General features: G+C 43.6%; 13 protein-coding genes. 11 read left to right on the forward strand and 2 right to left on the reverse strand.

Annotation, left to right across the window (positions count from 1 at the left end; genetic code table 11):
• Positions 1-7: 7 nt before the first annotated feature.
• From GSF13_RS09650 to GSF13_RS09660, 3 genes are read left to right on the forward strand one after another with little or no spacing between them, the layout of a single operon-like run.
• Complete coding sequence (locus tag GSF13_RS09650) at positions 8-433, forward strand: tetratricopeptide repeat protein (RefSeq protein WP_211868043.1); 426 nt, start codon at positions 8-10, stop codon at positions 431-433.
• Positions 430-849, forward strand: coding sequence for a hypothetical protein (locus GSF13_RS09655; protein WP_039491886.1), 420 nt, complete (start codon positions 430-432; stop codon positions 847-849). The genes GSF13_RS09650 and GSF13_RS09655 overlap by 4 nt, the downstream gene beginning before the upstream one ends.
• A 56-nt stretch (positions 850-905) precedes the next feature.
• The gene (locus GSF13_RS09660) at positions 906-1,166 is read left to right on the forward strand and encodes a hypothetical protein (protein WP_211868045.1); all 261 of its coding nucleotides are present in this window, start codon (positions 906-908) and stop codon (positions 1,164-1,166) included.
• A gap of 1,241 nt (positions 1,167-2,407) precedes the next feature.
• Here the strand turns inward: GSF13_RS09660 and GSF13_RS09665 are convergent.
• Positions 2,408-3,436, reverse strand: coding sequence for a DUF1570 domain-containing protein (locus GSF13_RS09665; RefSeq protein WP_249122758.1), 1,029 nt, complete (start codon positions 3,434-3,436; stop codon positions 2,408-2,410).
• Between the two features lie 319 nt (positions 3,437-3,755).
• Here GSF13_RS09665 and GSF13_RS09670 point away from each other — a divergent pair, with 319 nt between their 5' ends.
• From GSF13_RS09670 to GSF13_RS09695, 6 genes are all read left to right on the forward strand, one after another.
• A complete protein-coding gene (locus tag GSF13_RS09670) occupies positions 3,756-4,508 on the forward strand; it encodes a transporter substrate-binding domain-containing protein (protein WP_206471283.1) in 753 nt (250 codons plus the stop codon).
• Positions 4,509-5,063: 555 nt separating this feature from the next.
• Positions 5,064-5,813, forward strand: a complete 750-nt coding sequence (gene pdhR / locus GSF13_RS09675; protein ID WP_010607393.1) for a pyruvate dehydrogenase complex transcriptional repressor PdhR — start codon at positions 5,064-5,066, stop codon at positions 5,811-5,813.
• Positions 5,814-5,883: 70 nt separating this feature from the next.
• Positions 5,884-8,550: a pyruvate dehydrogenase (acetyl-transferring), homodimeric type gene (aceE, locus tag GSF13_RS09680; RefSeq protein WP_206471282.1), complete on the forward strand. Its 2,667-nt coding sequence runs from the start codon at positions 5,884-5,886 to the stop codon at positions 8,548-8,550.
• Between the two features lie 11 nt (positions 8,551-8,561).
• The gene (gene aceF, locus GSF13_RS09685) at positions 8,562-10,454 is read left to right on the forward strand and encodes a pyruvate dehydrogenase complex dihydrolipoyllysine-residue acetyltransferase (protein WP_211868049.1); all 1,893 of its coding nucleotides are present in this window, start codon (positions 8,562-8,564) and stop codon (positions 10,452-10,454) included.
• Positions 10,455-10,665: 211 nt separating this feature from the next.
• On the forward strand, positions 10,666-12,090 hold the full coding sequence (gene lpdA / locus GSF13_RS09690; protein ID WP_010607389.1) for a dihydrolipoyl dehydrogenase: 1,425 nt from the start codon (positions 10,666-10,668) through the stop codon (positions 12,088-12,090).
• A gap of 142 nt (positions 12,091-12,232) precedes the next feature.
• Complete coding sequence (locus GSF13_RS09695) at positions 12,233-12,481, forward strand: DUF1289 domain-containing protein (RefSeq protein WP_010607388.1); 249 nt, start codon at positions 12,233-12,235, stop codon at positions 12,479-12,481.
• On the opposite strand, the gene GSF13_RS09700 is transcribed toward GSF13_RS09695, so the two are convergent.
• On the reverse strand, positions 12,465-13,154 hold the full coding sequence (locus GSF13_RS09700) for a hypothetical protein (protein ID WP_174170857.1): 690 nt from the start codon (positions 13,152-13,154) through the stop codon (positions 12,465-12,467). The two genes, GSF13_RS09695 and GSF13_RS09700, sit on opposite strands and share 17 nt — an antisense overlap.
• A gap of 167 nt (positions 13,155-13,321) precedes the next feature.
• On the opposite strand from GSF13_RS09700, the gene GSF13_RS09705 reads away from it, so the two are divergent.
• Together GSF13_RS09705 and GSF13_RS09710 are read left to right on the forward strand one after the other, a co-directional pair.
• Positions 13,322-13,525: a DUF3283 family protein gene (locus GSF13_RS09705; RefSeq protein WP_010607386.1), complete on the forward strand. Its 204-nt coding sequence runs from the start codon at positions 13,322-13,324 to the stop codon at positions 13,523-13,525.
• Positions 13,525-13,950 (forward strand): GNAT family N-acetyltransferase, encoded by a 426-nt coding sequence (locus GSF13_RS09710; protein WP_211868051.1) that lies wholly within the window; start codon positions 13,525-13,527, stop codon positions 13,948-13,950. Before GSF13_RS09705 ends, GSF13_RS09710 begins: the two co-directional genes overlap by 1 nt.
• Positions 13,951-13,966 lie beyond the last annotated feature (16 nt).

Consider the following 13,966-nt stretch of genomic DNA (forward strand, 5'->3'; position numbering starts at 1 on the left):
AAAGATAATGGAAAATTTACCCATAGACTTGCGCGATAAAATTGATGCTCTCTACATTTCTGCATACAAGGCATTAGAAGTCAAAAATGTTGACATCGCCCAAGAAAAAGCTGAGGAAGCATGGAGGTTATTACCTGAACCGAAATTTGATTGGGATGTCACTCTCAGTTTTGTTACCGGAATTTGTAAAATGTATCGAGAATTAAGCTTACACGAAAAAGCCCATAATATTATTAATGAGCTTTTAGACTCAGACCATTTAAATGACTATGATGATGGGCCATTATTTTTAAAAGGTACATTATACTTTGAGCAAGGAGAGTTTAAACAAGCATATGAATGGTTTGCTAAAGCCAATTCTATTTCACGGGGTAGATGCTTTGTAGAACAACCTAAGAAATACAAAACCTTCTTTAATGAGTATAACCAATGAATGTACATGACCAGATAGAAGAGTATTGCGAGCAAGGCAATGACCTTTTTGATGAAGAAGATTTTCAAGGCGCAATGACACTCTGGAAAAAAGCCTTCGATTTACTCGCTGATCCAGATGAAGATTGGGAGCAAGCCGTTTGGCTTAAAGTATCTATTGGGGATAGTTATTATATGCTTGATGAATATCAACAATCCCTAGATTCAATGCTGGATGCATTAAACTACCCTGAAGCACTCGACAACCCATTTATTCACTTTAGAGCTGGCCAGTGTCATTATCAGTTAGGTGATAAAGAGCGCAGTAAAAATGCTTTACTTAAGGCCTATATGTTAGCCGGGAAAGAAATTTTTGAAGACCATGGAGAGGATGGGCTTTTTTATTACGACTTTTTAAAGTCCGAAATCAAGTTATAAACCAGTTCTACGCAAAGGACAGCACATGACAGTTAGCATATACATCGTGCAATATTTTGTTCGATATATTTACCACAAAATTCAAGAGCCTTGGCTTAAGTGCCACACAAAATATCACCCTTAAGGCGGGTCGCAGCCATCGCAGTGTTATCCAAAGTGATATCAACCTCAAGGCAGACAACAATCTCACCATCACCGCCCCAGCGGGAAGTCAACTCATTCAAAGCCAAGGCAATATCACGATTAAAGGCAGTGGCTCTGGCAACCTCACCCTTACAAGACGGTTGCACTATATCGGCTTAGGATTTGAGGATTAAGTGTGATGTTGGGGCGACGTTTTCTTGGTTCGTTCTTTTTCGTCGTTTAAAAAGAATGAACGAGAAGCGCATGGATGCGCTTTGATATTAAACATGGAGGTTTATTTTGCTAACGGCTGATTGCTCGAAATTTATCGTGAAGTCAGCCTGTCCTTCTGGCAGGTTTCGAAGCCCATTCATGGGCTACGACTACCCGAAAAGCATAACTTCTCGGCGGGTAAACCGCCTCCCACAACACTATTTACACTGTGAGGCTGGAGCCGCTTTTGAGCTTATAAACTACTCTATTGCTACTGAGAAAGTGGAAATTCCACAAGCAACTTTATTCCCCCTCCATCACACCCGAAAAGCATCAGTCGATATGCAATGTGCCGACAGGATGTCGGCCAAGTCTTGTCTGGTACAGGGACGTGCCTTACAAGACGGTTGCACTATATCGGCTTAGGATTTGAGGATTAAGTGTGATGCTGGGGCGACGTTTTCTTGGTTCGTTCTTTTTCGTCGTTTAAAAAAAATAAACGAGGAGCGCATGGATGCGTTTTGATATTAAACATGGAGGTTTATTTTGCTAACGGCTGATTGCTCGAAATTTATCGTGAATTCAGCCTGTCCTTTTGGCAGGTTTCGAAGCCCATTCATGGGCTACGACTACCCGAAAAGCATAACTTCTCGGCGGGTAAACCGCCTCCCACAACACTATTTACACTGTGAGGCTGGAGCCGCTTTTGAGCTTATAAACTACTCTATTGCTACTGAGAAAGTGGAAATTCCACAAGCAACTTTATTCCCCCTCCATCACACCCGAAAAGCATAAGCCGATATGCAATGTGCCGACAGGATGTCGGCCAAGTCTTGTCTGGTACAGGGACGTGCCTTACAAGACGGTTGCACTATATCGGCTTAGGATTTGAGGATTAAGTGTGATGTTGGGGCGACGTTTTCTTGGTTCGTTCTTTTTCGTCGTTTAAAAAGAATGAACGAGGAGCACATGGATGCGCTTTGATATTAAACATGGAGGTTTATTTTGCTAACGGCTGATTTCTCGAAATTTATCGTGAATTCAGCCCGTCCTCCTGACAGGTTTCGACGCCTATCCGTGGGCTACGACTACCCGAAAAGCACACTTCTCGGAGGGTGAACCGCCTCCCTACAAAACTATCTGCAATGCTAATTAGGAGGCTATGCTGATAGTTTTTGTCATTGTTACAAACAGCTTAATTGCTATACCCTCACAGGGAGAGTTATTGCCATGCGCCGTGTTGAATTTGGCGAGGTGTGTTACGCCATTCCTCAAATTGTGATTCGACATTTTCATTAAAATTACGAAAGAGTAGCTCGATGTTTTGTGCAGGTACAATATTGCACGGATTGCTGCTTTCTTGTCGTAAATACTCGAAAAAAGCGTTGCTGTTGTGCTCGACCATAAATCCCGTAAACAGATAACTATTGGCATATAAGGTGTTACTTTGCATGGTTTGCCACTGATTTTCGCTATTGAATAGGGTGTTAATATCAAGCTTGGCAAAGCGCGATTTCAAAATCCCTTCTTTCGTTAACCAATCTTCGTCAGAGAGGTAAACTGAAAATTGACCTGTTTCGGTAATTCTTAGGTGCTCAAAATACTCGGCTAAGCCTTCCGTTACCCATCGAGGGGTTACGCCGAAATAGTAAAAAACTAGGGCGTGCACGGACTCGTGAATGAGCGTTCTTAGCGTTTCTTCTTCAGTGCGACCGCCATTGATAAAGCCTTGGTTTTGAAACAAGAAGTACATGCCCAAGGTGCCAGCGGGCTCGGCATCGCGAGAGAGGATTAGCTCATTGTAGTCAGCGTCATTGGCGGCAATATGCATGTTCAACTGGATGGGAGATAAGGCTTTTTTATGCGCTAACTGGTTAAAAAAGTGCTTAAACATCATATACACCACGTTGAGGGCTTGCTGCGCCTGATACTCAACATGAGGGCTCACGGGTTCACCCGTTAGATTGAGTTTAAAATTTTCAATGTCGTTGAATTGCGTTTGCAAGGAAAATACTTCGCGCTTTAGTACCCCGCAGGTAGGTGTTGAGATACCGCTGAACATATTAACAAGATCACTGTGCCCATTTAGGTTATAAAAGGTTTTTTCTGGTATTTCAGGTAGCTGCTGTCTTGTTACTTTTGGTGGTGCAACCGTTAGGTGAGGAGTGGTGTCTGGCTGACTTAAACGTTTTTCGGTATGGGTGTCTAGCTGTATGCCTAATTCAGTCAATAAAGGTTTGATAGACCTCATCGAGTTTGCTGCTGCACTTGGGTAGATAAAATAAAGCGCAAACAATATCAGCGTGATGATAAGTAGTAGGACAAAGACCCGCCAAACCAAAGTGATATCCTTGTGTAATACATGCCCAGAGACTCTGGTTATACTCGATTATCGGTAAACTTGGCAATGGGTAATTTGATTATCGGCTTACTCCCATGGCATTAAATAACATCTACTTTAGTGTGTCATAGCATATCATTTGCATGATTTTCCATTCTTTTTTCTACAACAATGTACCCATAATCTAATTCGTTGCCTATACTTTTTGAAAAAATAACAGAGCATACAGATGAAAGTAGTTTGGCCGTTGATTTTACTGTGTTGTGTGAGCGGGAGTGCGAGCGCGCTTGATACTCAGGTGAATATTACGACGGGGCAATGGCCGCCGTACTTAGATCAAGCGAAACAAGATCAAGGCTGTGTGGCTGCTGTGATCCGAGATGTCTTTGCGCTCTCTGATATCAAAGTCCGATTTTTATTTATGCCTTGGGAACGCGCCTATCAAGAGGGAATGAAGGCGGCTTACATTGGTAGTGCTTATTGGTATTACAGCGAGCAAAGGAGCAAAGACTATATTTACACTCAATACCCACTCACTGAAGAAACAGCACGCTTTTATCATCATCGAGATTTAGCGTTTACCTATACGAGTTACGCAGATCTCAAGCCATTTAGATTGTTGCTCAATCAAGGGTTAACTTATCCGCCTTCTCTGCTAGAGGCGATAGAGACGCTTGAAATCAAAACTTCATATGCCACGTATACCAGTAAAAATGTGGCACTGATCCTACGAAACCGTGCAGATATTATGATTATGGACGAAAAATCGGCGAAGTCCTATCAGCAGGAACTGCCTGCGGAAGAAGCGGAGTTATTAGCTGCGCAAGCGATCCCTGCTTTTATCCAAAAAGGCTATTTGCTTATCAATAAGCATCATAGTGAATATGTCGAGTTGTATAACGAAGGGCTTAAAAAACTATGGGCGGATGAAGACTATGTTGCTCAGTATCGTGCTCGCTGCTCTCGTGTGTTTACCGATTGATTGCTTTTTGGTTTTGCTAAAACCAAATAATGTCCTGATCCGTTGCGAAATCATTCATAAGTTAGAATCTAAATTTGTTTTTAATGTTTTTCATAGCCTGTTGGCTATTTTGACGGTTATAAAGCATAAAGAATGTTATTACACGTAAAGCCTAATAGTGTATTCAGTGGGATTTTAGAGCATGCTTTGCAGCCAACAATCGTAAAGACTATCTTGAATCGTCATTGGCTGCTTTAGATTTAGACTTGCCTTATCCAAACCACCTTTCCGGCAGCTTGATTTTACGTTAAATGGTACATATCCATCTGGTCTGACCATTTAAATCGTCTTTTAAATTTTCCCGATTCTTGGTTAAAGTTTATGCACGCCAACTGTTGTTTTTACACTCAGCTAATTATTGAATTGGGCTGAATTTTGACAGTTGTCATGGATTTTGATAACGTATTGTGCAAATTTGGTATGACCAATTTACCTATGAAGTTAATTCTTACCAAATTGATTAAAATAAGTCAGCGGTCTGGCTAGGTCACATCATAAAAAATTGGCGTTATTTCAATGTCTTTAAAGATTAAAGCAGCAAAATTATCCGACGTAATACTAGAACAGCTTGAGAATATGATCCTCGAGGGCTCGTTATTACCCGGTGCAAAGTTGCCGCCTGAGCGTGAACTAGCTAAGCAGTTTGAAGTGTCGCGTCCATCACTTCGTGAGGCTATCCAGAAATTGGAAGCTAAGGGGCTTGTTACCCGTCGTCAAGGTGGTGGCACGTATGTTAAAAATCAGCTAGAAGAAGGGCTGACTGATCCGTTATTCGACTTGATCAGTAAGCATCCAGAATCTCAGTTTGATTTACTTGAGTTTCGTCATGCATTAGAAGGCATCGCCGCCTATTATGCGGCACTCAGGGGCACAGAGAATGACTTTGCAAAGGTACAACAAAGCTTTGACAGTATTGCAGAGATAGGTGATGACTTGATGCAAAAGGCAAGGGCAATTAATGCTTTTCACTTTGCCGTTGCAGAAGCGTCACATAACGTCGTCCTGCTTCATCTTGTAAAAGGGATGCAGTCACTGCTTGAGCAAAACGTGTTGCAAAACTTAACGGTCTTGGTGCAAAAATCAGACGTGAGTGAGCAGCTCGGTGAGCACAGAAAGTTGTTATTAGATGCGGTGATCAATGGTAACCCTGAACAAGCAAGACTTGCTAGTAACGCCCACTTAGCCTTTATCGAAGAAGCGTTATTAGAAGCCGGTAAAGAGCGTTCGCGAATAGAACGTTCACTGCGTAGAACAAAACAGCAGTAATCGGACTTGATTCAGTAAGAATTGGCACAAATAGAATAAATTCGTATTTTAAACATAAGGAACACTCCATATGTCTGAAGTCAATAAAATTGACGTAGACGCGCTAGAAACCCAAGAATGGTTACAGGCGCTTGAGTCGGTCGTAAAAGAAGAAGGCGTAGAGCGCGCTCAGTTCTTGTTAGAGCAAGTATTAGAGCAAGCGCGTCTTGATGGCGTAGATATGCCAACAGGCACTACGACTAACTATGTCAACACTATCCCAGCAGATCAAGAACCTGCGTATCCAGGGGATGTGAACCTTGAGCGTCGTATTCGCTCTATCATCCGTTGGAATGCTATTATGATCGTACTTCGTGCTTCGAAGAAAGATCTTGAGCTGGGCGGGCATATGGCCTCTTACCAGTCGTCAGCTGCATTCTATGAAATGTGTTTCAACCACTTCTTCCGTGCACCAAACGAGAAAGACGGTGGTGACTTAGTGTATTACCAAGGCCACATCTCTCCGGGCATTTATGCTCGTGCATTTGTTGAAGGCCGCCTAAGCGCTGAGCAGCTAGATAACTTCCGTCAGGAAGTAGATGGTAACGGTATTTCTTCATACCCACACCCTAAGTTAATGCCTGAATTCTGGCAGTTCCCAACGGTTTCTATGGGTCTAGGTCCAATCGCGTCTATCTACCAAGCGCGTTTTCTTAAATACCTAGATGGCCGTGGTCTAAAAGATACGTCTGAGCAACGCGTTTACGCCTTCCTTGGTGATGGTGAAATGGACGAGCCAGAATCACGTGGTGCGATTTCTTTCGCTGCCCGTGAAAAGCTAGACAACCTATGCTACCTAATCAACTGTAACCTACAGCGTCTTGACGGCCCAGTAATGGGTAACGGTAAGATCATCCAAGAACTAGAAGGCCTATTTAAAGGTGCTGGTTGGAACGTGATCAAAGTCGTTTGGGGTTCTGGTTGGGATAAGCTACTTGCCAAAGATACTACGGGTAAATTGCTGCAACTGATGAATGAAACAGTTGACGGTGATTACCAAACTTACAAAGCAAAAGATGGTGCCTTCGTACGTGAACACTTCTTCGGTCGTTACCCAGAAACAGCAGCGCTTGTTGCTGATATGACTGACGATGAAATCTTCGCGTTAAAGCGCGGTGGTCATGAGCCATCTAAACTATTCGCTGCATTTAAAGCGGCACAAGAAACCAAAGGTCGTCCAACGGTTATCCTAGCTAAAACGGTAAAAGGTTACGGCATGGGCGCTGCGGCTGAAGGCAAAAACATTGCTCACCAAGTTAAGAAAATGGACATGACACACGTAGCACACCTACGTTCACGTCTAGGCCTAGATGACTTGGTATCTGATGAGCAATTACAAGAGCTACCTTACTTGACGCTAGAAGAAGGGTCAAAAGAGCACGAATATCTACATGCCCGCCGTAACGCGCTTCACGGTTATACACCTAAGCGTTTACCTAACTTCACAGAAACGCTTACGCTACCTGAACTAGATGCATTTAAACCGCTTCTAGAAGAACAAAAGCGTGATATCTCAACCACAATGGCATACGTTCGTGCGCTTAATATCTTGTTAAAAGACAAGAATATCGGCAAGAGCATTGTTCCAATTATTGCTGATGAAGCACGTACCTTTGGTATGGAAGGTTTATTCCGTCAAATCGGTATTTACAACCCGCACGGCCAAAACTACAGCCCAGAAGACCGCGATATCGTTTCTTACTACAAAGAAGCAACGTCAGGTCAGGTACTACAAGAAGGTATCAATGAGCTAGGCGCGATGTCTTCATGGGTTGCAGCGGCAACGTCATACAGCACGAACGACCTACCAATGATCCCGTTCTATATCTACTACTCAATGTTTGGTTTCCAACGTGTAGGTGATATGGCGTGGATGGCGGGCGACCAACAAGCGCGTGGCTTCCTATTAGGGGCAACTGCCGGTCGTACAACGCTAAATGGTGAAGGTCTACAGCACGAAGATGGTCACTCACACATTCAAGCAGGTACAGTGCCTAACTGTATTTCTTACGACCCAACGTTTGCATTTGAAGTAGCGGTTATTCTACAAGATGGTATCCGTCGTATGTACGGTCCAGAGCAAGAGAACGTGTTCTACTACCTAACGCTCATGAACGAAAACTACCATATGCCAGCAATGCCTGAAGGCGCTGAAGAAGGTATTCGTAAGGGTATTTACAAGCTTGAAAGCTACACAGGCGACAAAGCACAGGTTCAGCTAATGGGCTCGGGTACTATTCTGAACGAAGTACGTAAAGCGGCGCAGATCCTAAGCGACGACTACGGTATCGGTTCAGACGTATTCTCTGTAACGTCTTTTAACGAGCTTGCTCGTGACGGTCAAGATGCAGAGCGTTTCAACATGCTTAACCCAGAAGCAGAGCAAAAAGTGGCTTATATCACCAGCGTACTTGGTGACGCGCCAGCAATTGCTGCTACGGATTACATGAAAAACTACGCTGATCAAGTACGTGCATTTATGCCAAGCGCATCTTACAAAGTACTTGGCACAGACGGTTACGGTCGTTCAGACAGCCGTGAAAACCTACGTCGTCACTTTGAAGTGAATGCCGGTTACGTGGTAGTTGCTGCACTTGGCGAGCTAGTTAAGCAAGGCAAAGTTGAAAAATCAGTAGTGACTGACGCTATCAAGAAATTTGATATCGACACCACCAAAACTAACCCACTTTACGCATAAGAGGACGAGTGATGGCAATCGAAATTCATGTTCCAGATATTGGTGCCGATGAGGTTGAAGTAACCGAGATCCTAGTAAGCGTAGGTGACACGGTTGCAGAAGAGCAATCGCTTATCACTGTTGAAGGCGACAAAGCATCAATGGAAGTACCTGCCTCTGTGGCGGGAACAGTTAAAGAAATCAAAATAGCGGAAGGCGATAAAGTATCGACTGGCTCTTTGATCATGGTTTTTGAAGCGGCAGGTGAAGAAGCACCGGCAGAGCAACCAGCAGAAGAAGCTAAGCCAGAAGCAAACGCCTCTGGCAAGACAGAAGTGAAAGAAGTTCACGTACCAGATATTGGTGGCGATGAAGTTGAAGTAACTGAAATCTTAGTAGCTGCGGGCGATGTTGTTGAAGAAGAGCAATCGCTTATCACGGTTGAAGGCGACAAGGCTTCAATGGAAGTACCAGCACCATTTGCAGGTACTATCAAAGAAGTGAAAATCAACGCGGGTGACAAAGTGTCAACCGGTTCATTGATCTTCATCTTCGAAGTGGCAGGTAGCGGTGACGCACCTGCGACTAACGAAGCTGCAGAAGCGCCTGCTCAAGAGCAAGCACCTGCTGCATCAGCTGAAAAAGAAGTGCATGTACCAGATATCGGTGGCGACGAAGTTGAAGTTACTGAAATCATGGTTGCTGTTGGCGACAGCGTTGAAGAAGAGCAATCGCTTATCACGGTTGAAGGCGACAAAGCCTCAATGGAAGTACCAGCTCCGTTTGCAGGTACGATTAAAGAGATCAAAGTCAATGCCGGCGACAAAGTATCAACGGGTTCTTTAATCTTCGTATTCGAAGTGAAAGGCGCGGTACCAGCACCTCAGGCAGCAGCTAAAACTGAAGCAAAACCAGCTCAGCCTGCGGCTTCAGCGGCAAAATCTGAAGCACCAAAAGCCTCTGCACAAAAAGATGATTTTGTGGCCAATGATCAGTATGCCCACGCCTCACCTGTGGTACGTCGTTTAGCGCGTGAGTTTGGCGTTAACCTAGCTCGCGTTAAAGGTACAGGTCGTAAGAACCGTGTACTAAAAGAAGACGTACAAAACTACGTGAAAGAGCTGGTTAAGCAAGTTGAATCTGGTCAAATCGCAAAAGGTGGCAACACTGGCGGCGGTGAGCTTGGTCTTATTCCTTGGCCAAAAGTAGATTTCAGCAAGTTTGGTGAAATAGAAGAGAAGAAACTTTCTCGCATCAATAAGCTATCGGGTGCAAACCTTCATCGTAACTGGGTACAAATCCCACATGTTACGCAGTTTGACGAAGCAGATATCACTGAGCTTGAAGCGTTCCGTAAAGAACAGAATGTGCTAGCTGAGAAGAAGAAAATGGGTGTGAAGATCACGCCATTAGTATTCGTGATGAAAGCGGCTGCAAAAGCACTTGAAGAGTTCCCAACGTTTAACTCTTCACTATCTGAAGATGGTGAGAGCTTAATCTTGAAGAAATATGTTCACATCGGTATCGCGGTTGATACACCAAATGGTCTAGTGGTTCCTGTTGTTCGCGACGTGAACAAGAAAGGCATCATTGAGATATCACGCGAGTTGATGGAAATTTCTAAGAAAGCACGTGACGGTAAACTGACGTCTGCTGATATGCAGGGCGGCTGTTTCACTATCTCAAGCCTAGGCGGTATCGGCGGTACGGCGTTTACGCCAATCGTTAATGCTCCTGAAGTTGCGATTCTTGGTGTTTCTAAGTCAGACTTCAAACCGAAATGGAATGGTAAAGAGTTTGAGCCGCGCCTAATGGTGCCGCTAAGCTGTTCATACGACCATCGTGTCATTGACGGCGCACTAGCAGCTCGCTTTACTGTGACACTTGCAAACTACTTAAGCGATATTCGCCAGCTAGTAATGTAAGAATAGAAACCGCATGACTTAGGTGATGCGGTTTTCTTGTATTTTATTGTTCCGCTTGATAATTAGGCGGGACAATAGAGAGTGTGAATGATACACTTTCGAGCAATAATAACTCTCTCTGCCCTGTGCCCCGAATCGGGTGTTTGGCAGGCACTTTGGGTCGGCTACTCTCGACGAGTAAACCCGTTCAAATAACAGTTAAGGTAATAACATGAGCAACGAAATCAAAACTCAAGTTGTTGTACTAGGCGGTGGTCCTGGTGGTTACTCTGCAGCATTCCGTGCAGCAGACTTAGGTTTAGACGTTACACTAATCGAATCTCGCGACACGCTAGGTGGTGTGTGCTTGAACGTTGGTTGTATCCCTTCAAAAGCCCTTCTTCACGTTGCAAAGGTAATTGACGATGCAGCAGAAATGGCTTCTCACGGTGTTTCTTTCGGTGCTCCACAAATTGACCTAGACAAAATCCGTTCATGGAAAGAGTCTGTGATCGGTCAACTTACAGGTGGTCTTGGCGGAATGGCTAAGATGCGTAAAGTAACTGTAGTTAACGGCTACGGTAAGTTCACAGGTTCTAACACTATCGCTGTTGAAGGTGCTGACGGTGCAAAAACAGTGACCTTTGATAACGCAATCATTGCAGCGGGTTCTCAGCCTGTAAGCCTACCTTTCATTCCTGAAGACGAGCGTATCATCGACTCTACAGGTGCACTTGAGCTTAAAGACGTGCCTGAAAAGCTACTTGTACTAGGTGGTGGTATCATTGGTCTTGAGATGGGTACTGTTTACCGTTCACTAGGGTCAGCGATTGACGTAGTTGAGTTTGCTGATCAACTAGTACCAGCGGCTGACAAAGACGTTATCAAGATTTACCAAAAGTACGTTAAAGACAAGTTTAACGTGATGCTTTCTACTAAAGTTGTTGCTGTTGAAGCGAAAGAAGACGGTATCTACGTATCTTTCGAAGGCAAGCAAGCACCAGAAGGCCAAGTTCGTTATGACAAAGTACTAGTTGCTGTTGGTCGTACACCAAATGGTAAGCTAATCGACGCTGACAAAGCGGGCGTAAATGTTGATGAGCGTGGCTTTATCAGCACTGACAAGCAAATGAAAACCAACGTTGATCACATCTTCGCTATCGGTGACATCGTAGGTCAACCTATGCTTGCACACAAAGCGGTTCATGAAGGTCACGTTGCTGCTGAAGTTATCTCTGGTAAGAAGCATTACTTCGATCCTAAGTGTATTCCTTCAATTGCATATACAGATCCAGAAATCGCTTGGGTTGGTGTGACTGAGAAAGAAGCAAAAGAGCAAGGTCTAAGCATTGAAACTGCGGTATTCCCGTGGGCTGCTTCTGGTCGTGCAATCGCTTCTGCACGTACTGAAGGTTCTACTAAGCTTATCTTTGATAAAGAGTCAGGTCGTGTGATCGGTGGTGCCATGGTTGGTATCAATGCAGGTGAAATGCTTGGTGAAATTGGCCTAGCAGTAGAGATGGGTGCTGACGGTGAAGACCTAGCGCTTACTATCCACGCTCACCCAACGTTGAACGAGTCAATCGGTCTAGCTGCTGAAATCTTCGAAGGTTCAATCACTGACCTTCCAAACAAAAAAGCAGTGAAGAAAAAGTAAGTTTTTCTGAGCTTTCAAAAACCCAGCCTTGTGCTGGGTTTTTTTGTTTTTGGGACCCTAGGTTGTAACTCGCTCTTTATAACCTTGGCAGACTAGTTACTAAACAGTATGCTTAGAAAAGGGGCAAAAGTGTTGAGTGTACATGGAACAAATTGAGATATTTGAGATCCCAAGTCCGTGTAAGGGGATCTGTCAGGTAAATAATCGCGGTTATTGTAAAGGTTGCTATCGCAGTCGCGAAGAGCGCTTTGAGTGGAATAATCTTAATAACGAGCAAAAACGTAAAGTTATTGCGCTGTGTCAGCAACGATATAAAAGGTACTTACAACGTAAATCAAAAACGGAGCAAGCAGATGAGCAAACAGGAGAAAACTTTAAATTTGATATTTAGCTTTGAGCATTTGTATCACCCCTTCGCGTTCAAACTCCTCTAATTTTGCTTTAATCAGTGGAATTAAGTGTTCATTGCGCTTATGCACGAAGTGAAAGCTCTCAACGACGGCTAAATTTTTTATTTGTAGGGTTTCTTCATTGATATTTTTTAAATGTGGTTTCAAGTGAAAGTCGAGAATAAGTGCTCCTTCAACTTGCTTCTGCATGACTAAATTGAGTTGTGCGACCGCGCTTTTCACCCCGATAACATAAGCTTGGATTTGGTGCTCAGCCAAATATGTGGTCGCTACAGGATAGCCGCTGCGAACCGTTAAGGATTGAAGCTCCCTAAGTTTACAATCGCCACAAAGGGTGAATAGCTGCAAGTTAAACTGAAATAACGGGTAATCAACACGACGCAAGTTTGGATACTCCTTTTCCACGCTCGCAACTCGAGCTAACTGTCCATCTAGGTTTCCTGCATTAGCTGCAATTAGAGAGCCTTTGTGATTAAATTCTTCAAGGCGTAGCTCTATGTCGAGAGATTGATAAACCATTCCCATAAGTTCAATTACATAGAGTGCTTGCGGGGTCTTTGGCGGTTGATTGAAATGCATAACTTTTGGCGTATCTGTGGCTGCTTGAGTCGCCGTTGAAATCATCATAATTAAACATAGTAATGCGGTTTTCAATCCAACTCCGTCAACTGTTTACTTAGAAGTAGAGGCTATTAGTATACATAATTTTTACAAAAAAGTGCACAGCATCTCGGTTTAATCAAAACTAGATTTTGCTGCAATAGGTGTGTTGGCTTGTGATACACTTGTGGTTCCCTTCACTTAAAATTGAATGATGTGTAATGAGCCACAACCTATGTTTGCTACCTAGACAAGAAAAATACCAAATTCAACTTGAGTATGAAGCATCGTTTTGGGCGTACCAAATAAAACGAGGCAAAAAAAGTAGAGAAGCAATCTATGATGCGATCAATCAAAGGCCACTCTCTGAACAGGATACGTTGAAGCAAAAGTTTGAATTTTACTTGAGCCTGATGCTTGCTTGATGTATTCGGTTGAACTACTCCCAGCGATAATGACACCGCTCGTTAATAAGTTTTATGATGCTCAAAAAGCACGAGGACGAGCTGCAAAACACGACAACGTTTGGGCAGTTAAAGATAATAGTAAAATTATAGCGGCTTGTCGTTTACAGCCTGTAGATGGCTATTGGTTACTTGTAGGCGTTTATGTTGCACCGCAGTTTAGACGCAAAGGTGTTGCAAAAAAATTAATTGAATCAGCTGTTTATCATTTTCGCAGTGTAAACCCTGGGCAAACAGTTTATACCTTTGCATATCGCCACCTCTGTCATTTTTATACCGCACTTGGGTTTCAAAATAACTCATGCCAATTACCGTCTGAACTCGCTTCTCGCTTATCTAGTTATCTTGGACAAAACCGTCAACTCGTGGCAATGTATTACGTCTAATTAACAATCTCGGCCT

Source organism: Pseudoalteromonas sp. M8, from assembly GCF_018141365.1.
Classification (GTDB): domain Bacteria; phylum Pseudomonadota; class Gammaproteobacteria; order Enterobacterales; family Alteromonadaceae; genus Pseudoalteromonas.